The 22,373-nt window shown below is 67.5% G+C and carries 12 protein-coding genes, 1 pseudogene and 1 CRISPR repeat array (1 of these 14 running past the window's edge); of the genes and pseudogenes, 5 read left to right on the top strand and 8 right to left on the bottom strand.

What is annotated here, in order from left to right; translation table 11 throughout:
* A CRISPR array of direct repeats spans positions 1-1,622; the repeat unit is 30 nt; unit sequence CCTGGTCTCCGCGCGAGCGGAGGTGAACCG (it extends 238 nt beyond the left edge of the window).
* Positions 1,623-3,824: 2,202 nt separating this feature from the next.
* A complete protein-coding gene (locus ACWD10_RS18415; protein WP_451092122.1) occupies positions 3,825-6,488 on the top strand; it encodes an ATP/GTP-binding protein in 2,664 nt (887 codons plus the stop codon).
* A gap of 5 nt (positions 6,489-6,493) precedes the next feature.
* On the top strand, positions 6,494-7,426 hold the full coding sequence (locus tag ACWD10_RS18410) for a phosphotransferase (RefSeq protein ID WP_451092120.1): 933 nt from the start codon (positions 6,494-6,496) through the stop codon (positions 7,424-7,426).
* 1,462 nt (positions 7,427-8,888) lie between these two features.
* Here the strand turns inward: ACWD10_RS18410 and cas6e are convergent.
* The 6 genes from cas6e to ACWD10_RS18380 form a co-directional block, all read right to left on the bottom strand.
* Positions 8,889-9,590: a type I-E CRISPR-associated protein Cas6/Cse3/CasE gene (gene cas6e / locus ACWD10_RS18405; RefSeq protein WP_451092118.1), complete on the bottom strand. Its 702-nt coding sequence runs from the start codon at positions 9,588-9,590 to the stop codon at positions 8,889-8,891.
* Entirely contained in the window at positions 9,590-10,294 is a 705-nt protein-coding gene (gene cas5e, locus ACWD10_RS18400; protein WP_451092116.1) for a type I-E CRISPR-associated protein Cas5/CasD, read from the bottom strand. Before cas5e ends, cas6e begins: the two co-directional genes overlap by 1 nt.
* Positions 10,291-11,532 (bottom strand): type I-E CRISPR-associated protein Cas7/Cse4/CasC, encoded by a 1,242-nt coding sequence (cas7e, locus tag ACWD10_RS18395; protein ID WP_451092114.1) that lies wholly within the window; start codon positions 11,530-11,532, stop codon positions 10,291-10,293. The genes cas5e and cas7e overlap by 4 nt, the downstream gene beginning before the upstream one ends.
* A gap of 62 nt (positions 11,533-11,594) precedes the next feature.
* The gene (gene casB, locus ACWD10_RS18390) at positions 11,595-12,242 is read right to left on the bottom strand and encodes a type I-E CRISPR-associated protein Cse2/CasB (RefSeq protein ID WP_451092373.1); all 648 of its coding nucleotides are present in this window, start codon (positions 12,240-12,242) and stop codon (positions 11,595-11,597) included.
* Positions 12,243-12,262: 20 nt separating this feature from the next.
* Positions 12,263-13,990, bottom strand: a complete 1,728-nt coding sequence (casA, locus tag ACWD10_RS18385) for a type I-E CRISPR-associated protein Cse1/CasA (RefSeq protein ID WP_451092112.1) — start codon at positions 13,988-13,990, stop codon at positions 12,263-12,265.
* Between the two features lie 162 nt (positions 13,991-14,152).
* Entirely contained in the window at positions 14,153-16,711 is a 2,559-nt protein-coding gene (locus tag ACWD10_RS18380; RefSeq protein ID WP_451092110.1) for a CRISPR-associated endonuclease Cas3'', read from the bottom strand.
* A gap of 2,859 nt (positions 16,712-19,570) precedes the next feature.
* Here ACWD10_RS18380 and ACWD10_RS18375 point away from each other — a divergent pair.
* Positions 19,571-19,784 (top strand): annotated as a pseudogene (locus ACWD10_RS18375) (site-specific integrase); the annotation flags it as partial.
* Between the two features lie 214 nt (positions 19,785-19,998).
* Positions 19,999-20,499, top strand: coding sequence for a GTP-binding protein (locus tag ACWD10_RS18370; RefSeq protein WP_451092108.1), 501 nt, complete (start codon positions 19,999-20,001; stop codon positions 20,497-20,499).
* 199 nt (positions 20,500-20,698) lie between these two features.
* Here ACWD10_RS18370 and ACWD10_RS18365 read toward each other — a convergent pair whose 3' ends face one another.
* Together ACWD10_RS18365 and ACWD10_RS18360 are read right to left on the bottom strand one after the other, a co-directional pair.
* The gene (locus tag ACWD10_RS18365) at positions 20,699-20,989 is read right to left on the bottom strand and encodes a hypothetical protein (RefSeq protein ID WP_451092106.1); all 291 of its coding nucleotides are present in this window, start codon (positions 20,987-20,989) and stop codon (positions 20,699-20,701) included.
* Between the two features lie 164 nt (positions 20,990-21,153).
* Positions 21,154-21,288, bottom strand: coding sequence for a hypothetical protein (locus ACWD10_RS18360; protein ID WP_451092104.1), 135 nt, complete (start codon positions 21,286-21,288; stop codon positions 21,154-21,156).
* A 265-nt stretch (positions 21,289-21,553) separates the two neighbouring features.
* On the opposite strand from ACWD10_RS18360, the gene ACWD10_RS18355 reads away from it, so the two are divergent.
* On the top strand, positions 21,554-22,018 hold the full coding sequence (locus tag ACWD10_RS18355) for a hypothetical protein (RefSeq protein WP_451092102.1): 465 nt from the start codon (positions 21,554-21,556) through the stop codon (positions 22,016-22,018).
* Positions 22,019-22,373: the final 355 nt, after the last annotated feature.

Below are 22,373 nucleotides of genomic sequence, written 5' to 3'. Positions count from 1 at the left end.
CGTGGCGCTGGTCTCCGCGCGAGCGGAGGTGAACCGCTCCGGCTTGTTGGCGCCCGCGGGGTGCCCCACTGGTCTCCGCGCGAGCGGAGGTGAACCGGCCGGCCACCCAACACCGAACGCCCTCAACGCCTGGTCTCCGCGCGAGCGGAGGTGAACCGTTGTCCGGCTTTCACGGTCCCCCCTCCTTTGTCTGGTCTCCGCGCGAGCGGAGGTGAACCGCCGCGACCGCGCTCAATCTGCCGGATCTTGGACTGGTCTCCGCGCGAGCGGAGGTGAACCGCGTCATGGGGCGCGACCGAACTCGGGGCCCGACTGGTCTCCGCGCGAGCGGAGGTGAACCGGTGAACATCGACCTTGCGGGCACCGAGGGCTGCTGGTCTCCGCGCGAGCGGAGGTGAACCGGTGTGGGCAGGGCCCACTTCGATCAGCTCAACCTGGTCTCCGCGCGAGCGGAGGTGAACCGGCGGCGTCGGTGAGCCAGTCCAGGTCGAGGCCCTGGTCTCCGCGCGAGCGGAGGTGAACCGCACCATCACGCGAGCACTCGGGCAGCGCCACCCTGGTCTCCGCGCGAGCGGAGGTGAACCGTCGTGGAGGGCGCGGTCACGGTGCAGGGCCGCCTGGTCTCCGCGCGAGCGGAGGTGAACCGCCGGTTGTGTCGGACTTGCGCGAGTCCGGCGGCTGGTCTCCGCGCGAGCGGAGGTGAACCGCAGGGGAGAATACGGCGAGGCCGGTGAGGAGACTGGTCTCCGCGCGAGCGGAGGTGAACCGTGGGGCCACCATCCCAGGCTGACGGCGTTCGGCTGGTCTCCGCGCGAGCGGAGGTGAACCGTAGATCGTGAACGTGGCCTTGCCGGGCAGGCCCTGGTCTCCGCGCGAGCGGAGGTGAACCGTCGTCGTCCGAGCGACGAAGGAAGTCGATCACCTGGTCTCCGCGCGAGCGGAGGTGAACCGTCCTCAAGGAGCGGGCTTGGGCTTGCCATGGACTGGTCTCCGCGCGAGCGGAGGTGAACCGATCGCCGGATACGCGGACGCCAAGGACTGGCACTGGTCTCCGCGCGAGCGGAGGTGAACCGGCGTTCTTCGCTTCCTGGTCGCTGCGCAGCGGCTGGTCTCCGCGCGAGCGGAGGTGAACCGGTGCCCGTCCCGGCCGCCGTCATCACGGGTGGCTGGTCTCCGCGCGAGCGGAGGTGAACCGCACGGTGAGCCAGAGGAACCCGATCGCCTAGCCCGGTCTCCGCGCGAGCGGAGGTGATCCGGCCCACGCCTACGCCGCCTACCACGCCTACACCTGGTCTCCGCGGGAGCGGAGGTGATCCGCGGCTGTCGTTCGGGGTCCGCCCGTCCAAGACCTGGTCTCCGCGCGAGCGGAGGTGATCCGCAGTCCAAGACGAAACCGTTGTCTTCGCCGCATCGGTCTCCGCGCGAGCGGAGGTGAACCGAACTCGGCCAGCGCGGGGAGGTACTTGTCGCGCCGTTCTCCGCGCGAGCGGAGGTGAACCGTCATACACACAGCAGCCCGCGTGGGTACCGGCCTGGTCTCCGCGCGAGCGGAGGTGATCCGGGGTAGAACTGCCACGTCCTGGTCGCGCCGCCCCGGTCCCCGCGCGAGCGGAGGTGATCCGGCAGCGCAGGCAGCGACTGAGCACCAGCAGCGCCGGTCTCCGCGCAAGCGGAGCGGAGGTGATCCGTCGAGCGCGAGGGCGAACGCGCCGCGGAACGCCCGGTCTCCGCGCAAGCGGAGGTGATCCGCGGCCCATCGTCGGGCCGGTCTCCACGCGAGCGGAGGTGATCCGGAGCCTGTGCGATGAACCCGCACGTCCAGATCCTGGTCTCCGCGCGAGCGGAGGTGATCCGGCCGAGGCGGACTAAGAGGGCGTCGATCCTGCCTGGTCTCCGCGCGAGCGGAGGTGATCCGTCCCACACGATCCTGTTCGCTGGGGTACTGCTCCGGTCTCCGCGCAAGCGGAGGTGATCCGCGGGTGCCCTCGCCGATCCCGCTGCTGGTGGCCCGGTCTCCGCGCGAGCGGAGGTAAACCGCTGTGCCACAGCTCGTAGAGCCAGTCGTCCTTCCGGTCTCCGCGCGAGCGGAGGTGATCCGTGCCGCAGCGTGTTCGTGCCGAGGTGCAGCCCCCGGTCTCCGCGCGAGCGGAGGTGATCCGTCCAGTTGGTTGCTGGAGAACCTGACGTTCGACCTTCTCCGCGCCAGCGGAGGTGATCCGTCGAGGACAAGGCCAGCGCGGTGGGATATACGCCGGTCTCCGCGCGAGCGGAGGTGATCCGACCGCCAACACCATCAACCTTGGTGCCGCGTTCCGGTCTCCGCGCGAGCGGAGGTGAACCGGCGGGCAGCGTGCCGTACTCCTGCACCAGCTCCCGGTCTCCGCGCGAGCGGAGGTGAACCGCTGCTGATGGACGAGATGCCGCCGATGACGGCCCAGTCTCCCCGCAAGCGGAGGTGATCCGGACGGGATGCCCAAGCTGACGCCGGTGGTGTCACGGTCTCCGCGCGAACGGAGGTGATCCGCGCGCAGGCACGATCGTGCGCAGCCGCACGCCCTGGTCTCCGCGCGAGCGGAGGTGATCCGGCCGGATCGACATCGTCTCCCGCACAGAGCTCCTGGTCTCCGCGCGAGCGGAAGTGATCCGGCCACGGCGGAGAACGCCTTGGCCGCCATGTCCTGGTCTCCGCGTGAGCGGAGATGATCCCCCCTCAGCAAGGTAGTCATCCACCCGCGTTGACCGGTCTCCGCGCGAGCGGAGGTGAACCGAGTGCGAACGGCGTGCCGACTCTGGGCCGGTCTCCGCGCGAGCGGAGGTGATCCGCCGCCTACCAGGACCGGCTGTGGCGGCCGAACCTGGTCTCCGCGCGAGCGGAGGTGATCCGACGTCCTGCGTGCGGGCCCGTACATCGGTGGTCTGGTCTCCGCGCGAGCAGAGGTGATCCGCGGGTGCCCTCGCCGATCCCGCTGCTGGTGGCCCAGTCTCCGCGCGAGCGGAGGTGAACCGGAGCCGATCGCCCCGGCCCGGCAGGCGCAGCAACGGTCTCCGCGCGAGCGGAGGTGATCCGCCGCCTACCAGGACCGGCTGTGGCGGCCGAACCTGGTCTCCGCGCGAGCGGAGGTGATCCGACGTCCTGCGTGCGGGCCCGTACATCGGTGGTCTGGTCTCCGCGCGAGCAGAGGTGATCCGCGGGTGCCCTCGCCGATCCCGCTGCTGGTGGCCCAGTCTCCGCGCGAGCGGAGGTGAACCGGAGCCGATCGCCCCGGCCCGGCAGGCGCAGCAACGGTCTCCGCGCGAGCGGAGGTGATCCGCAGTCTGTGATCCTCACCCCGGAGCAGGTCGCCCGGTCAACGCGCGAGCGGAGGTGATCCGTATCGGCGTTCGGGAGGGTGGCACCGCATTCTCTGGCTCTCCGCGCGAGCGGAGGTGATCCGGTGTCCAGCTCGTCGCGGACCAGGCTGGTCACCCGGTCGCCGCGCGGGCAGAGGTCAACCGACGGGAACCCGAGCCGTCGCTCGTTCGAGTGCCAGTCTCCGCGCGAGCGGAGGTGAACCGGCGACGGTGCCCGACGACTGGAACCCTGCGGACCGGTCTCCGCGCGAGCGGAGGTAAACCGGCATGGCAGGCCACGCAGGACGACGTCGATGCCCAGGCTCCGCGAGAGTGGGACGGCCACGATCGCAACGGGAGGCAGGTGCCGAGGAGTTAGTTAGACGGATCTGCGGCCCTGGGCCTTGTCCGGATCGCGACCTGTGCTTGACCACTCATCAAATAGGCTGCTGAGCTGGGTGAGTTGAGTCGTTGATGACCGGGGGTAGCCAAGAGTGTCCAGATCGGATCTGCGTGCGCTGTTCCGGTCCAATGACCGTGAGCTGAAGGCCGTTGACTTCTTCGCCGACCGGCGGGATGAGTGGGCCACGGTGGCGGAGAGCCTCGCTCGCCATACGCGGTGGGTGAGCGAGCCTGGGTTCGACGTGGAGGACCTGGAGGCGCCGCGGCGTAACGTGCTCGTCTTCTACGGGGTGGGAGGCATAGGCAAATCCACGCTGTCGCGTGGCGTCGCCGAGCACCTGGTGGACAGCGAGACGCGGGGCGCCAACTGGCCTGCGCTGGATCCTCAGGTGGGGCGGGTGGCGCCGGTGCGCATCGACTTGTCCCGTGATGCGGGCGGGGACTTCGAGTCGCTGATGCTCGCCCTGCGGCTGGCCGTCGCCGAGCTGGGCGAGCCTATGCCGGCGTTCGACATCGCGTTTCAGCGCTACTGGGAACGCAACCATCCAGGGGAGCCGCTCGAGGAGTATCTGCGGCGCCGCACCTGGTTCAGCCGGTTCCCGGGATCGCGCTCCATGTCCGGGCAAATGCAGTCGGTGCTGGCGGACGTCGCACAGGCCGTGGCGCTGCCCGGGACGACGGGCGCGCTCGTCGGGCAGGGGCTGCGCTCGCTCGTACGGGCGTTGCGCGACCGCCGCCACCAGGTGCGTTCGCTGGCCGAGTGCCGGCGTCTGGCCGATCTCCTGGAGGCCGACCCGGACCTCGAGGCGCTCAGCTATTACGCGCATCTGCTCGCGTGGGATCTCAGCCGGGTCCCGGCCAAGCGTCAGGCCACGCTCGTCGTGCTCCTGGACACCTTTGAGGACGTCAGGGACCGGGTGCACCGCGATCTGGAGCGCCTGATCCAGCGGGTGGTGTGGCTGATGCCGAACGTCCTGTTCGTCATCACGGGGCGCAACCGGCTGCAGTGGGACGATCCGAAGCTGGAGGGGCAACTGGACTGGGCCGGGGCGGAGTTCTGGCCTCTGCTCGTCGGCGGCGCGGTGGCAGAGCCACGCCAGCACACCGTCGGCTATCTGTCCGCGGAAGACTGCGAGACGTACCTGTGCCAGCGGTTGACCGTCGACGGCCAGCCGCTCATGGACACCCGTACGCGTCATCTGGTGACGGCCAACTCCCATGGGCTGCCGCTGTATCTGGACCTCGCGGTGATGCGGTTCCTGGACCTGTACCGCAGGAACGGGCGCGTACCGGAGCTGGATGAGTTCAATCTGGACTTCCCGGCGCTGGTGGCCCGGACCTTCCGCGATCTCACGCCGAGCGTGAGGCGGGTTCTGCGCGCGGTGAGCCTGCTCGACTCATTCTCCGTCGAACTGGCCGCGGCGGCCGCGGGCCTCGATCACGATGCCCCGGCGCTTGAGTTGGTCGAGCGTCCCTTCGTGGACATGGATCCCGGGGCCCCGTGGCCGTACCGGCTGCACAGTCTCGTACGGGAGGCGATGCTGGAGGCGGACTCGACCAGCGAGGACCGCTGGAGTGAGGCGGACTGGCGGCGGGCCGCGCAACGCACCCTCGACGCCCTGGGACGGGAAGCGGACACAGACCGGACCCGTCTGGTGGCCGCCCTGCGCCAGGGCCTCACCCTCGCCCGCGACTACGGCCTGGACCTGGGCTGGCTGGGTGACGCGGCATTCGGTTACGTCGACGACTTCGTGTGGGAGCCCATTGAGTTGCCGTCCACGGCCGGGGCGAGTGGCGAGGCGTCGATCAGTAGTCCCGCCGAGGCCCTGGCCGTCGCGTTGTCCGCGATCGCACGGCGCCAGCGCCGTCATCGGGGCGAAACCGCCGAGCAGTTACGTGTGGTGCTGGCCTCCGGGCAGTTGCCCGCGCCGTTGCTGGAGCTGCCGCGCTACTTCCTCGCGGAGTGCGAGCGCGACCTGGGGAACTTCGACCGCTCGCTGCGGGGGATGCGTCAGGTCGCCGACGCCGGCGGGCGGCTCGCTCCCACGGCGGCCCGCGGCCTGGTCCACCTCGCACGCCGGGTGGGGCGCTTTCCCCAGGTGTACGCCACCGCCGAGGCCCTCGGTGTGGAAGGGCGCCGCGATCGTGCGCTCGGCGACCTGTGGTGGACCCAGGGGAACATGGCGCTCGCCTGCTCCTCCTATGCGGTCAACCGCGATCAGGCGCTGCGCCTCGGCCAGCCGGGTGAGGCCGCGCTGTCGCAGGCCTGCCTGGCCTTCGCCGCCGCCTTCCAGGGCCGCCCACGGGCCCGAGAGGAAATCACCCGAGCCGAGGACGCACTGGCCGGAGTGTCCATCCGGTGGGCGGAAATCCAGACGAAGATCGCCTCACTCGTACGGGACGCAGGCGTCGCCATCGACCTACCGACCCGCGCCCAGGCACTCGCCGACGAGGCCCGCGAGGCCGGGCTGACCTCCTCTATCGCGTATGTGCGCTTCGCCCTCTGCCTGCACGCCGCCGTGCTCGGCGAGCCCGCCCTGCTGAGCGAAGCACGCGAGCAGCTGCGCGCCTGCGTACGGGGCGAGGAGTTCGCCTACCTCCTTGAGCTGGCCTATCTGATGGCAGGCGAGGAGCCGCCCGGCGACCTGCCGCGCGCTCAGTGGGTGGACGAAGAGGATCAGGTCCGGGCACGCTGGACCTCGATCGTGGACGACCGGCGCCGAGAGGCCGCCGGATACAGAGACACAGGAGACTGAACCGGGTGGCCACGTACACGACGATGGACCAGATCGACCTGCCCGCCGTGTGCGAGCGCTACAACCTCAACGAGGCGAAGCTGGAGCCTGTCAAAGGAGGCGCGGCGAACTCGAGCTTCCGTCTCTCCAGCATCTGCGGCGACTTCACGCTGACCATCCTCGACAACCACGACATGAACAGCGCCCACCGGCTGGCGACGCACACCCAGGCCGTCTTCCGCCTCGGCGTGCCGACCACCGAGGTCGTCCCCGCCATCGACGGATCGCTGATCACGAGCCTCGGCGACCGCCCCGTGATCCTGAAGAAGTGGATCGCGGGGCAAGTGCATGAGCCGCTCCCCGTAGAACTGCTCCCCGAGGCGGGACGCATCCTCGCGCAACTCCACGCCCTGGACCCACAGTCGGAGGGCCTCGACGACATCCCGGCCGGCACCCGCCGCCTCTCCCCCGCCCAGCTGAACCTCATCCCGCAGTTCGCCGACCGCACCTTCGCGACCTGGCTCACCGACCAGCTGGCACAGATCCGCAACGCCGAAGCAGCCAGCGAACGCACACAGAAGATCGCGCACGGCGACCTCTTCGCCGACAACGTGATCGTGCACGACGACGGCAGCCTGTCCGTACTGGACTGGGAAACCGTCTCACTCGACGACCCGCTGCTCGACCTCGGGATGGCAGCGGTGGGACTGGCACAGGAAGACGGCGTCCTCACGACGGAGCGACTGAACGCACTGGTGAACGGCTACCAGCAGGTCACACCGCTGTCGGACACGGCCGCCGCCGCACTGCCCATGGAGATCGAGCACGCAGCGCTCATCATCGCCTTCCACCGCTACTACCGCCACAGCGTCCGCTACCCCAACCCGGCCAAGAGCACCTATCACCTGGAAATGGTCAAACTCGCGGAATCCGTGGCCGACACCGTAAGCCACGGGTAACGGTGACCAGCTCAGCAACGCAGCCAAGTCACCAGACGAGACCCGTACCAGTCGCACCTGCTCCTACACTCCGCTGCGGAGGTAGCGTCCGCGACGCAGATCCCCGGGCCGATCAACGGCCTACCTCCGGGTGCGGAGCGGATCAGCAAACGGCCAGGGGGGCTTGCCAGACTCCGGTTCACCTCCGCGGATGCGAAGCGGCGGTCATCCCGGCGTACATCTCAAGCCCGTAGGGCGGTTCACCTCCGCAGGCGCGGAGCGGACTTGATCTCGAGCTCGTGGGCGGTCTCGAAAACCGGGCCACCTCCACGCGAGCGGAGGTGAACCGCCGACCAGGTAGGCCCACGACTGGTCGGGCATCCGGTCTCCGCGCGAGCGGAGGTGATCCGTCGTTGGCGACGTACAGCCAGTTGGACACTTCCCGGTCTCTGCGCGAGCGGAGGTGAGCCGATCCCGACCAACCCAGAGCTGATGGCCGAGTTCCAGTCTCCGCCCGAGCGGCGGTGAACCAGCGCTCGGCAAACTGAAGGTGGAGAACCTCACCGGTCACCGCGCGAGCGGAGGTGGTCCGTAGCCGCGGAAGTCGGCCTGCCGGACAACGTACCGGTCTCCGCGCGAGCGGAGGTGAACCGTACGAGTGCCTGTATGTGCATGCGGACACCGGCCGGTCTCCGCGCGAGCGGAGGTGAACCGGCCCTCGACCTGGTGCGGGACAACGGCCGCATCCGGTCTCCGCGCGAGCGGAGGTGATCCGGAGCTCCCTCATCATGACCGCAATCCTGCGCCCCGGTCTCCGCGCGAGCGGAGGTGAGCCGCGCATGTGTACCCGGAAGGACATCGCCGGTCTCCGGTCTCCGCGCGAACGGAGGTGAACCGACCTGCCCCATCGGCACGGCCAACGACGCCAACTGGCCTCCGCGCGAGCGGAGGTGATCCGGTAGGCATGTTCCTGGGCTTGGCCTGGGTGCTCCGGTCTCCGCGCGAGCGGAGGTGAACCGTTGTTGTTGAGGCGGAACTCGTCGCCCTCGGTCTGGTCTCGCACGAGCGCAGGTCAATCGACGGGAGCCCGAGCCGTCGCTCGTTCGAGTGCCAGTCTCCGCGCGAGCGGAGGTGACCCGCAGACCAACAGGGAAAGCCCCTGGCCTGGAGACCGGTCTCCGCGCGAGCGGAGGTGATCCGACGACACCTACGAGGAAGGGCACGGGACGTTCCCGGTCTCCGCGCGCGGAGAAGCCCGGGCGATGAAGCCGCGCAGCGCCCGCTGGCACGATTCACCTCCGCTTGCGCGGAGAAGCCCATTCCGCTAACCGGCACGGTACCGAGACGTGCGATTCACCTCCGCTTGCGCGGAGAAGCCGAATTGTTGTATTCATCCTGCACTTCTTGGTGCGATTCACCTCCGCTTGGGCGGAGAAGCCCCTGCGTGAGCTGCGGCTTTCTGGCCAGTTTGCCAGCTCATGGTCTAGTGATTGCTGATCAGGTCGCCCTCCCCTGCTCTTCTCGTGGGCGCTACAGAGAGCATTCCGCAGCCGTACGACTTCCCGCGTCCGATTCCTGTGCGGATGCGCTCAGCGAGCTGTTGAGGATCAGTGACCGTGCCGGTGCCGTCGAAGCGGGTGCGGGCGTGGAGGATGCGTCGTTTGTCAGGAGTTCGAGTACCACGGGCGGATGGGAGGGAGGTGGCGAGGACGGTGTGGAGCGTGATGCCGCACGTGGCGGACTGGCGGTGCCACCATTCTTCCGCGTCTGCGCCGTGGAGGGGCAGGTACTGACCGGGACGGCCGTTGGGGGTCGTGGGGTTCTTTCCCAAGCGGCGGATGGCGTTGGCGGTGATGCGGTAGCGGATGGGGGTGCCGGACTGGAGGTGAGTGAGTAGGGGCGTGAGTGGCTTGGAGAGCGCGTTGCCGTAGCGGAGGGGGAGGTTTTCCAGGCGCGGTTCCAGGATGCTCTGCATCAGGATCGTCCGGGTCTCAGCTTGTTCCTCGAGGCGGAAGAGGACGCCTGCCGTCTGACGGGCATGCAGCCCAAGGTCGTCAGGGAACAGGCGCATGAGCGTCTGATGGAGAGCGGTGGCGCTGGCGAGGTCGCGACGGACGTCAGGGCTGCGCGGATCCAGGAGGATGCGGGTGAGCCAGAGATCGGAGGCAGAGGACGCCGTGGTCATTATGGCTTCTTCGGGGGTTGAAGGGCGGAACTGGAAGCAGTGGGCGCGGGGCAGGGCACGTGGCTGGTGCGGACGTAGCGGGCTCGGTACTGCCGGTTGTTGGTCCGAAACGAGTCGGGGACGTCGTAGCGGAGTTCGGCGCCTGGGTCCGTGGGGGTGGTGTCGATGATTGTGCGCAGGTGTTCGGTGGGTGGGGTGCCGTAGCCGGTCCAGGGCTGGGTGTGCAAGGCCTCCTCGAGCGCCAGGTCTTGGATGGCGACTGTTCGGTCGGGGGCGACGATTGGGCGGGCGGGGGCAAAGGAGCGGCGGCCGAAGTAGAGGGGCCAGCGTGGGGCGAGGAGGGCCTGGTGGAACGCATGTAGCTGTGTGTTTTCCCCCTCCAAGGCGACGAGGAAGAGTGCATCGGCGAGGTAGTGGCGGCGGGAGACGACGGGCTGGTTGCCCTTGCCATCGGCTTTCGCAACGTTCTGCGCGGTGTGGTAGTCCACATCCCGTACGCCTTCCCGGTCCACGCGTATGCCCATCCGTAGCGTCGCGAGGCGGCGGATGCGCTCGTCTTCGTCGCGTCCGATGCCCTGTGCGGCGGCGAGCAGGCCGATTACACCGGACTTCGTGGGCTCGTCGCCGGTGTCACGGAGGGTGAAGCGTGACCGTTGGCCCCAGGATTGCATGGGCGCGTCGAAAGTCAGCAGGAGCACACTCATCGGGCACACCCAGCGGCGTCGAGGACGTATTGAATGAACTCGTCGCAGGTGGCCGCGGGATCAACGATGCCGGCGGCCTCTGGGACGTCGTCGGCCAGGGTGTGGAAGACGCCGCCGCGGATCTGCTCGTCGCCGTAGAAGGTTGCGATCTTGCTGTAGTGCCGCAGCAGTCGGTTGGTAGAGGCGGCTAGGAGGTCGTTGGTGTCAGTCACCGGCTTCAGGAAGGCGTTGGCTAGGTTCCAGGCGCCCTGGTCGCGGACGACGGCGAAGAGCGTCTCGGGCACCGTTCGGGCGGACATCGTCGTCTGTTTTCCGTTCGGTACGGCGTGGATGAAGGAGCGCAGCCACGCCTCTGCCGCCCGAGCGATCAGGTCCTCGGGGTCGGGAACAGCCTCGGCGTCCTTGCCGTTCAGCCAGAGATTCGCGTGCAGCTGGTCGAGGTCGAGATTCGCGTAGCGGTAGTAGCAGGCGGCGTTGAACTCGATGGTGCCGACCATGCCGGCTCCCGGTTCCTCGCCTCGGGAGAAGTCGTCGAGAGCGGTGAAGTAGTCGAAGTCGGTGGTCACTCCGTGTGTGGACAGTGCGTGGGCGACCTGAGAGGCTGCGCTGACGTTCTTGTGGGAGTGGTCGGCGATCATGCGGCCGAAGAGGGCGATGTCAACGGCCTGGCGGCCACCTTGGAGGAAGGCATCTTCCGTCGCCTTCTTGAAGGCGAGGAGAGGCCCCTCGCCCGGCTTGCTCTTCTGCAGGGCCTTGATCCAGTCCGCTTCACTCGCTGGCTTCGACTTCTTGCCGCTCTTCTCCTTCAGCTGCGCGTCGCGCTTGTCGAGTTCGTCCTTGAAGGTGTGCCAGTGCTCTTCACAGGCATCTGCGAGCGTATAAGGGGCAGTTGAGAGGAGGAAGAGGAGGTAGGACAGGCGTTTCTTGTCGTCCAGTTTGAAGCCCAAGACCTTCAAGGCGAGTTCGGTCACACTGCGGGCATCGTCGAGATCCTGCGTGATCCCGCGTTCGACGAGGATGCTGGCCGCCTTCTCGCCGTGCCGCTTAGAGCGTTTTCCCAGCTCTTCCGGGTTGAGTCCATACTTATCGAGGCTGTCGCGTGCCGCGCGTTTGAGGGACTGGCTGGAGATCCGGGCCCGGGTCACGCCACCGAAGCGGGCCGTCTTGGGCTGGCCCAGATCGTCCCGGTTCAAATTGCTTACCGGGAAGGACTGCAGCAGGTGAAGCTCGATGATCAACGTACTCTCCGGTGTCGGTTGCGTGCCGATGAGTTGCAGGGGGCGAGCCGGTCATGGCTTGGCTACAGGTCCTCGTTGTCCGGGTACAGGTCAGCGTCGGTCTCGGGTCCGGCTTCTTCGCTGTCCTCGGCGGTTTTCTCGCTCTGGCTCGCGCGGTGGTATTCCTGTGCCCAGCGCAGCAGCAGCCGGTCTCTGCCGACCGAGTCGCGTCCGTCTTGAGCCTGGGGAAGGAGGATCACCATGTCCTGGAGGAGGGTGAGGAAGTCCAGCGGAATGCCGGCCTGGTGTACGAGCCGTACGGACTGGCGCAGGTAGTACGGCAGGCTCGTGGGCTCCGCGGCCAGGAGGTGTTCCATCCGCCGCTTCGCCCCCTCGCCCTGCTGCCCGCGGGCCAGGTGCCCCAACGCAGCGCCGAGCGAGCGGAGCTCTTGAGAGGCGGGAGCGGCTTGCGGGGCGTAGCCGAAGAGGCTCGCGGTGAACAGCCAGGCGTCGACCTGGGATGGGGGCGGATCGTGTTCGAAGACCATGGAGCAGACGGTTAGGTTGGGCTGGCCCTGTGTCGCGCTGCGCCGGAGATGGGCCAACATGCCGCGGGCAGCACCCCCGAGCTGGTCTTGCCCATTGCTGCTGCGCGCCTGTCCGGAGGCCAGTGAGTACAGGGACCGGACGAAGGCCTTCTGCCTGTCTCTCAGTTCGCGGCCGTCAGGCATCGCGTTAGTGGGCTGATCGGTCATGCTTCCTCCGACGCGGTCCGTGCGGCCACGGCTCGGGCGAACACGCGGATGACGTTCTGGCGGTTCCCGCAGTAACGCTGGTGGTGCGCGCTGGCGTCCAGGAGGGTGCGTCCAGCACGTGTCTGCTGCAGCAGCCAATGCTGGGCGGCAGCGTCGGCTGCGCGAACGGCCTGGACGCGCCACTCGTTCAGCGCCCCGGTCTCCAATTCCGCACGACGACTGCCGGGTTCGATGTCCTCCATCAGCGCGAGTTTGCGGAGGAGTTCGGCGAATTCAGCTTGCAGGTGAGGCCAGTAGCGGAGTTCTGACTGGTACCGGTAACCCGCATCCTCCTTCTTACGCTCCTCCTTCAGCGTGAACTGTCCGTCGAACTCGTGCCGGAATCCGCGTTCCAAGGCGCGCAGGATGGATCCCAGATCGTCAGCGAGAGCCACTGCGCTTCCGATGAGCAGCCCGATGCGCGGGTTGCGGGCGCGTAGCAAAGCGACCGGCGCTGGAACCGCCTCCTCGCACCAGGCCGCAATGGAGCCGCTTCCCCCCGATCCAGCCTGCTGGCCGAAGACACGCAGCGTGTAGACCGTGTCCTTGGGCAGGGCCTTTGTGTCGGCAAGGTACGCGAGGCGCTCCAGAGCCGCAGGTCGCAGCCGCTGCGGTTCCTGTTCGGGGAATCCTGTCTCGCTCAATCTGAGCCCGGACTTGCCGTACGGTTTGTACCAGCGCCGTTCGGCTGGCAGAAGGAGTTCCTGGCTGTGCCGCCACACGCCGCGCAGAGTGTCCAGACGGACCGGCCTGGGCATCGTACGGCTGGTGCTCGAAGCCGACTCGGCGAACCACGGAGCCCGGAACGCCGCCATGTATTCACAGTCCCGGATTGGCAGGTCGCATGTGCTGCCGGGAGAAACGATCACGCCGTCGACCACGGGTCGACCGTCCACTGTGGTGTGCGAGAAGCGGATACGGCGCGAAGGCCAAGTGAGAACGTCCGTCCAGCCGCGTGGTGGGCGCTTTTTGCTCTCTTGCACCGCCTCGGGCGGAGGACGTTCCCACACAGGACAGTCATCCGGGCCAGTGGGAGCGGGCCGCCAGGCGTTGGGGTCGTAGTCCATCAGGTTCAGCAGAAGAGTGCGATACAACGTGTCGGCCTCCACCAGTACGCAGCCAAACTGCGCTGTGGGAGGTGCATCACCAGAGGGGTTGCCGACACCGTCGTAGCCCGTCTTCTTGCCACTCGTGTCATACGCCTGGGTCGTCACCAGCCAGCGTGCCGCCTCGTCCGCAGCGAGCAGCAGCGTTTCGTCGTCCGTGCTTTGGTCGAACAGCGTGGCGTTGTTCCCGCGGGCGCGATATCCCACGAGCACGGCGGGACTGCGCCACCTCTGGGGCTCCGGCGCGGCAGGGCACTGGAAGAACGGTGCCTCCGGATCGAAGAGATCGAACCGCGCAGTCCAGTTCTCTGCGTATGCATTGAGCTCCGCCTTGGGAAAGCCCGCCTCGGAGGAAGCCAGCCACAACTTGCGCCAATGGGCATCGTCTACGCGGTCGAAGGCACGGTGGAGGAACGCTAGTAGGAGCCGGTGAAGTGCCGAGCTGACGGTCGCCGTCTCACCAACCAGCCCCCGCAACTCCTTAGCCTGCTCCAACACCTCCATGATGCTGAGCTTCGCCGACGAGCCGTCTAGACGGGCGACTGGCAGCCACGGCTCGTGCAGCAGATTGAACGACACCCCCGTGATCCCCACCCACTTCAACTCTTCGATTCCGTCGCCCCGTTGGCGCCGTGGCACACCTGACCGGGAGCGTTGGAGTAGTCTCGCAGATCTCCCCCCGGGAGTACGGCCTTTTCAGATCTCTCCGGGGCGATCACCAGCCGATGAGCGGCTGTGAGTTCACGAATCGCTGTCATGTGATAGCCGGGTACCGCGCCAGCTGGTCGGAGCGCGTGTCAGTTCTTCCAGGCTGATCTCTGCACGTGGCAGTGGGATGGTGCCGACGCGGGCCTTCGTCTGTTTCTTGTTAATGCTCTTCCACATCGTCTCGTGCGCTGTCTGCCACTGGGCCTCCCATCCGTCCGGGCAGGCGATGGGGTCTTCTTGCCCGGGCACGGCGCCGTACACTGCGTCGATCAGCTGCTGGAGGTCATCCAGCCTGATCTCCGCTCTGTTCCGCAGCACCGCCCAGGTGCGCAGCAGCAGTGCCGTGCTGGTCACCGTGGTGGTGTAGCGGGGGAAGTGAACCGTGACGGTCTTCTGGCCGTTCCGGGCGGTTTTGGTTTCTTCCCAGACACCGATGATCGAGATCGGGATGGGGCCGTTCCCTCCGGGTCTCTCGCGGAGGTGCCGCCGGACCCGGCCCATGGCCTGCAGCATACGGTCGATCGGTGCCAGGGCGATCAACGCCGTGTCGAAATCGATGTCCAGGCCCTCGGCGAGCAGCGGGCTACCGAAGACAACCGCCCGTGTAGGACGGGAGGTGACCGGGTCGTCCGGCGGCCCGAAGGCCCCCCGCACGGTGGTGTCGGCCTGCGCTCGCTCCTGGTCGGTCATCCGGGCGTGGAGCCCGTAGATTTCGATCCCCGTCCAACCGGTGCGTTCCTCGATCTCCTTACGGGCTGCGGCGGCATCGCGGTCGACCTGGGTGGCGAGGTTGTGGAACACCCCGACGCACTGGTCCTGCGCGGCCAGTTCCAATGCGCTGACGACGTGCTGCCCCCAGGTGTCCCGGCTCAGATCCTCCGGCTGGTGGATCCGGTAGACACGATCCTTGGCGAACGCGGAGGCGGCGACATGTTGCACGAGAGGTTCGGCGGCTTGTGCCTCGACCCACATCACGCGCGGATACGGCAGTGGCGTCGGAAGGAGCTGGCCGGGGACGTCCGAGCCACAGGGAGCAGACGTGCGCGCTCCATTGACCCAGCAGTCCGCCAACGCGTGACTGAGCCGGGTGGAGAGCGTAGCCGACTGTAGTACCACCGGAACCGAGAGAAAGCCCAACCAGGTCAACAGAGCCTTCAGCAAGGTCAGTTGGTATTCGTCGTAGGTGTGCACCTCGTCGAAGAGCACTACCTTGCCCGAGACTCCGGTCAGGCGCAGAAAGTTGTGCCGACCGCGCAAGGCGGCGAGCAGGAGCTGGTCGATGGTCCCGACGCCGATGGGCGCCAGCAAGCCGCGCTTCTTCTGCGTGAACCAGCTGCGTGCTTCCCTGACCTGTCTCGTTCCCTGGTGGTGTATGGCGGCGGCTGTCGGCAAGTCGATGTCGAGGGCAACTCCGCTGGGCCGCAGTGTGCCGGCCCTGTCCTTGCGGCTTCGCTCTGCCGCCAGCACCTCGGCCGCGGAGGAGTGGAGGAGCTGCAGTGGTGACGTCGCGCCTAGACGCTCCAGCAGTTCCGCTGCCCTGCGGTACGTCTGATCGCTCGTGACCCGAGTCGGCATTGCCACGTAGAAGCCGGCCAAGTCCAGCTTCTTCACAAATGACGTGACGGCCTGCAACCCGGCTTCGGTCTTCCCCTCCCCGGCTGGAGCGGCCATCAGGAGGATCCCCGGTCCGGACACTGAGGCGACCAGTTCTTCCACTGATTTCTGGATCGGCCGCACAGCGCTCTTGTCTGGAAACAGCCCATGGAATGACACGTCGTTGGGAGGCATCCACGCTTGCCACCGGATGCCATCGACCTTCTTGCCCTCCGTCCGGCGCGCCTGGTCCGTGTACTGCTTAAGACTGAACTCCCCTTGCACATCTGCCAGTCCCCGCCGGTCGGATGCGACCCAGTCAGCGGCGGTTGTCAATCCTGCAAGGACCACCATGGCGCCCGGATCCCGTTCAACCTGCCCCCACGCCACGGTAGATGCCGTAGGCGCCCACGCCTGGAGGAAGGCGTCCACTAGGCCAGCGCGCCAGTTGGCCCAGAGGGCGTGTCCTGACTCTCCTGGCGAGTGCTGTGCGCCCGCTAGCGTGCTGGCGTCAGGAAAGGAACCGTGATGCCCGCCCAACGCCATCGCGATATCCCGCGCCACGTCTGGCTTCGCCCCCCATAGGAGCAGCTGCTCGCGCATGTGCACGGCGGTGTACCAGCCGTGATGCACGTCCTGGCGAGCGCCTTCTAGAGGGCTCTCCAACAGCCGCCGCATGTCCCGTCCTGCCACCTTGGGCAGATGCCGTTCCGCAACGTCCAGCCGCAAACTCTGGAAAGTCGGCGAGTACTTCCCGAGATCGTGCAGTCCGCACATGGCCGCGATCCACAACTCCGCTTCTCCCAGCGGCTCCAGCATCCGCCGCAGCCCCGCTCCCGGAGCCCCCCGGCACATAGTGCGGGCGATGGCCTCCGCTGCTGCAGCCGTGTCCAACGCATGACAGATCAGCGGATGCGGCACAGCATCGCGTTTCGTCCCGAGCTTCGCCCACGCCGCCCGCACGTCAGGTTCGCGGCTCTGGTGGCTAATGTCAGACATAGACCCCAAGCATGGTCGCACACAGTGTTACCTGGGTCGGAAAGGCCTGCCCCCCGGCGCGAGCGGAGGTGAACCGGGCAAGGACATGCCGCCCTTCGAAGCCTGATTGTGCTCTTCGCGAGAGCGGAGGTGATCCGACCTGGGTGTTCCTCATCGCGGGGAACATCTTCCGGTCTCCGCGCGAGCGGAGGTGATCCGGTGCAGCCTCACGCCGAGCGGTACATCAAGCACCGGTCTCCACGCGAGCGGAGGTGAACCGGCCCTCGACCTGGTGCGGGACAACGGCCGCATCCGGTCTCCGCGCGAGCGGAGGTGAACCGGCCGTCATGGACGCGTACGACGCCGCGCACCGCCGGTCTCCGCACGAGCGGAGGTGAGCCGATGACCAACCCAGAGCTGATGGCCGAGTTCCAGTCTCCGCCCGAGCGGCGGTGAACCAGCGCTCGGCAAACTGAAGGTGGAGAACCTCACCGGTCACCGCGCGAGCGGAGGTGGTCCGGAGCCGCGGAAGTCGGCCTGCCGGGCGACGTGCCGGTCTCCGCGCGAGCGGAGGTGAACCGGCGAACTGCGGTCATAACGCTCTTCCTCCATGCTGGTCTCCGCGCGAGCGGAGGTGAACCGGAGGCGCAGCAGTTCTCCGCCGTCTCGGAAGACTGGTCTCTGCGCGAGCGGAGGTGAACCGGTGACCTTGAGGACGAGCACGGGCACAAGTGCCCGGTCTCCGCGCGAGCGGAGGTGATCCGTCCTCGAAGCCCTTGGAAAAGTCGGTGGGCTTCCGGTCTCCGCGCGAGCGGAAGGTGATCCGGCTAGCCCTTTTGGGGCGAGTGGGCGAGGTGGCCGGTCTCCGCGCGAGCGGAGGTGATCCGAGCTTGGCCTACGCGGGCAGCTTGTCTTCCAGCCGGTCTCCGCGCGAGCGGAGGTGAGCCGCCCTCAGCGAGGTAGTCGTCCACCCTCGTTGACCGGTCTCCGCGCGAGCGGAGGTGAACCGCCAACCGGGATTCGGAGCCGGGCAGTATCACGCCGGTCTTCGCGCGAGCGGAGGTGATCCGGACCCGGTGGACTGCGCGCTGTGCGAGGCCCCCCGGTCTCCGCGCGAGCGGAGGTGATCCGTCGATCAGTTCCTCGTGTGCGCCTTGGATGCGCCGGTATCCGCGCGAGCGGAGGTGAACCGCAACATCGCCGTCCAGGAGGTGTGCCCCGGACCTGGTCTCCGCGCGAGCGGAGGTGAACCGGCGTCCATATCTTCCTGGGAGAAGTGGGGGTCCTGGTCTCCGCGCGAGCGGAGGTGAACCGCTGTACCGGGCCGAATACCGGCCACCGGCGCCCTGGTCTCCGCGCGAGCGGAGGTGAACCGAAGACCTACGGCGTCCGCGGCTTCGTCCGGGCCTGGTCTCCGCGCGAGCGGAGGTGAACCGGTACCGGCGCTCTGCCGGATGGTGCTGCTCATCCGGTCTCGGCGCGAGCGGAGGTGAACCGATCACGACTCCGTATCCGGCCGGAAAGAGGGCCGGTCTCCGCGCCACCGGAGGTGAACTGCTGACGATCCGCGAGCCGAGCGACGACAGCGCCCGGTCTCCGCGCGAGCGGACGTAATGCGGAGTATCCAACGCTCTGAGGAGCCGGTTTCCGCGCGAGCGGAGGTGATCCGTCGATGCACCCCGACTACGGCCGTCTGTTGGACCGGTCTCCGCGCGAGCAGAGGTGATCCGGTGGCCACGCTCCTGCCGTCTCAGATCGAGCTCCGGTCTCCGCGCGAGCGGAGGTGATCCGGCGCACCTGCGACGTCACCTGTGGACGCGTCACCGGTCTCTGCGCCAGCGGAGGTGATCCGACCAACGCGTACGGGCGGACGCCGGATGTGGTCTGGTCTCCGTGCGAGCGGAGGTGAACCGGTCTTCCCGCTGCCCATGGGGCCGATGACCCGCCGGTCTCCGCGCGAGCGGAGGTGATCCGGACGCCATGCCGGTGGACGCCTCACGGGAGCTCCGGTCTCCGCGCGAGCGGAGGTGAGCCGGAGTTCCGCATCGGGAACACTCGCGCCGCTGACCGGTCTCCGCGCGAGCGGAGGTGATCCGCCGGTGACGCAGCGCAGCGGAGACGCCTGCCGCCGGTCTCCGCGCGAGCGGAGGTGATCCGTGGCGGGCTGCCACAGGCACCACCTCGTGGGCCTGCGGAATTTCTCGGTTCGAGACCGGTCCGTGCTCTGGAAGCGTCCAAGAACTGATCGGTTGCTGAGCATCCGCACCTTGTGGTCAGGGACCTCGCCTGGGCGTCCAACAACGGTGTGCGCAACGATCGGGCGTGCCGCGGTGGTGTCAGCACCCCATCAGTTCCAAGCGCACCGCTTCTACTGCGCGGCGCCTTGATCGGACGAGTCGGCAAGCGTCTCGTAAGGGCATGATCGGAAATCGGCCCACCATCAATTGCAGAGACTTCGAGCACCTGTGTTGGGTGCTAAATCAGTTCGAGAACGGACGTCCGGTCGAGGAAGTCGCGAGTCGTGAGCCCGATGGGAGCGTCGTACGGTTCGGAGACCGTAAGTACGCACTGCACATCATGAGCTTGCTGGGCCTGGGCATCAGTGTTGATGATCTCGCCGCCTTCCAGCGAGCGACCACCGGGACGTCATGAGATCCACTGCTCAACCCCCGGCTCTGCGGTGCGGCTGGAGTGTCGGCGGCCGGTCGGTGGTGTTGGCGAGCACCCGGCGAGCGGTCTCCGGGGCCAGCGCTCCCCGCCTCGGCCGGATGCCCTCAGCCTCCAGCACGGCGGCGATCTCGCGGAACGACAGTTCGTCCTCGTCCCGGAGTTGGCGGGCGCGAGCGCGGCCTGGCCTGCTCCATCTCCTCCTCGGAAGCGGTGCCCACGGTCGTACAGCTGCCGACCGGCAAGGCGCTCACCGTCCGGACGGCGGCCGATGTTCCTGGGCTCGCTCGGCAACCCGAACACGGTCCGCAACTACGGGATCGGGGTGGGCAAGACCGCCGAACGGCTCGGCGAGTCCCGGCCGCTGGCCTCGGTCGCGGACGACGAGATCGGCGAGGCTCTTGAACTGCTCTGGGGCACTTCGTCCAGACGGCGTAACTTTCGGGTCGCAGGGAGGGTCTTCCGAAAACCCACGGTTACAAAGGCCCGAATGAGTGCAGTGTTCTGCGGGACTCCGTGATCTTCGGAACGGGGACACCCGAGGAAGGGCCCCAACAGGGGCCCGGCAGACTTTTCGATCACCGGGGCCCCCGGGTGAAGGGATGGGGTGCCTGCGGACACAACCAATTTTTTTCAAGATCGTGGTCATCGGTAACGGAAATGCGGGCAAGACCACTTTCGTGAGAAAGGCCGGGGCCGGTGCGAAGAGCGAGTACCTGACCGCGTTCGGCGCCGAGATCACGCCTGTCTGCCCGTCAACCAACATTGGCGAGATCGGGTTCCAATGCTGGGACACCGCCGGGCAAGAGAACTTCGGCGTCGACGCCGTACGTGATGGGTTCTACCTATCGACCGACGGCGCCATCTTCATGTTCGACGTGACCTCGCTAGCCAGCTACCAGGCAATCCCCAACTGGCACCAGCACGTGGCGCGCGCCACGGACGACGTCCCCGCGGTTGTGGTCGGGAACAAGGCGGACGCCCAGAAGCGGGCGGTCCCTGCCGACCAGCTCACCTTCCACCTCGACAAGGGTTTCCCCTACTGCGAGACCTCAGCACTGGCCGGCACCAACCTCGACAAACCGTTCGTCTGGCTCGCACGAAAGCTGACGGGACGGAGCGACCTGACACTGGTCCCCTAGGGCACGGCGGATCCCGAGTAGGGCATGCTCGGGGTGCAGCCCCCATTCCCGCATGCCCGTGCTTCTCACAAACGGATCGATTTTTGAACGTCGACGCCTGAGGTGGGCACGCCGGATCGAGTCGGCTCCCAGTGTCCAGCAAGGGTGTCCAATAACCGCCAACTTCGAGGCCGTGCGGCTGAGCCGACCAAGCAGGCCCCTACTCGGGAAACTTAGGGGAGTTGGTGCGCAGCCACTCCAAGGCCCACTCCCGGTACTCCTCGGGCTGGGCGCCGTTCGCCTTAGCGAGGAAAAGCAGAAGTAGCTCGTTGAGGTAGAGCTGGCCCCGGATCACGTGAATGGGTTCGAGGGGATCGGGCCCGCTGAGTCTCTGGGCGATGTAATCGGCCGCCTCCTGGCGCTTCTGCTCGGTGTCCGCCGCCACATAGGGCGTCAGGAACTCGATGGCGTAGCGAACGGCCTGGGTGGCGTTGGGGATCGGTTCCGTCATGCTGCGACGTTAGAGCCATGGGCTACTGCCCGAAGGTCAACGCGCCTGGGTGGACAACGACGCCGATGTTCCTCAATCCCGCTCTACCGTGGTTGGCACGGCTAGACGCGTACGCCGCGTGCCTGGGCCCCCAGGTTCCGCTGGGGGCCCCAGGAATCCGGCTGTCAGCGCCGCTGGATCCACCACAGCAGGAGCATGACTCCTGCCGATCCGACGGCGGACGAGGCGCCGCGTACGACGCCGTGCCCGGCGGTGCGGGTCAGAACTGATGACGTCTCCTCCAATTGATCGGGGCGCATCGGACTACGTGAGCGGCCCCCTGTTGGCGCAGGGGGCCGTCGTCGTATGTGCTGCTCCTCTCGGTCGCGCGGTCTCGGACTACGTGAACGGCAACGCCGTTGGCGCGGCGCCACTCCCGTGAGGACTCGAACTCCTCCGGGTGAGCGATTCCGATCCGGACGCCGCAGGACGGTGGCATTGCTGTACCGGGCCATCCGTCGGCTCTGCCGTCGTCCGGTACGTAGCGAGATGCACATCCCCTTGCCTGCTGGCCTATCAGCCAGCATGACCGGACGGGTGACTCGCGGCAGCCTGCCCTCCGGGCCCCTCGGCGCTCAGCTCACCTGGCTGGAACAACAGGTGCACCGGCTGTGGGACGACACCGACAAGGAGCGGAACGCACGGCGGGAGGCCGAACAGGCGCTGGAGCGGCATCTCGCCGACCAGCGCGAGGAACTCCTGGGGAGCATCCGGGAAGCGGCGATCGGCGAACTGCGCAAGGAAGCCCTCGGCCTGCTGTTGGTCACCGTGGGCACGGGCAACATCGCATCGATCGTGCCCCTAGTCCCGGGAACGACCGCGCGGCGACGATGCCCATCTGGCTGGTCTCCCGCCTCCGACACTCAATACACGATCTGGGGATGGCCGCGCTGCGCCACCATGACGTCGTCAACTTTCCCTTTTCAGATTCGTTGGCGAGCCAGGAGATCAGTGACCTACCGGTGGACAAGCATGAAGGCGAGGGTGTGACGGATGTGCTCGCGGCGGCCGTACCGGTCTCATTCAACGAGGCCTCGACAGCCGCATCCAGCAACAATCCAGCAACCGTACGAAGAACGAGAGCTGACCACGAATGACGAACTGTCAGCTCATCCAGCACGGATCCAGCAACGGTCGTGGGACGACGCCGTCCACCTCTTGGAACGCACCTAGCCGACCTGCATGTTTGCCGAACCGTAGAACCGATGCTACGGCGGCCCCGAGACGAATCACCAGAATATGTGGGAAACCGCTGTCACCTGCAAGAACCGTGCCGGAGGTTCTGGGGATCCAGCGCAAATCCAGCGACCGTACGGGAACGGTGCCCAGCGGCCCCCGACGGGAC

The organism is Streptomyces sp. NPDC002851 (assembly GCF_053591935.1).
Note: the sequence above shows the minus strand (reverse complement) of the source record. Positions and strands in the feature narration are given on the sequence as shown.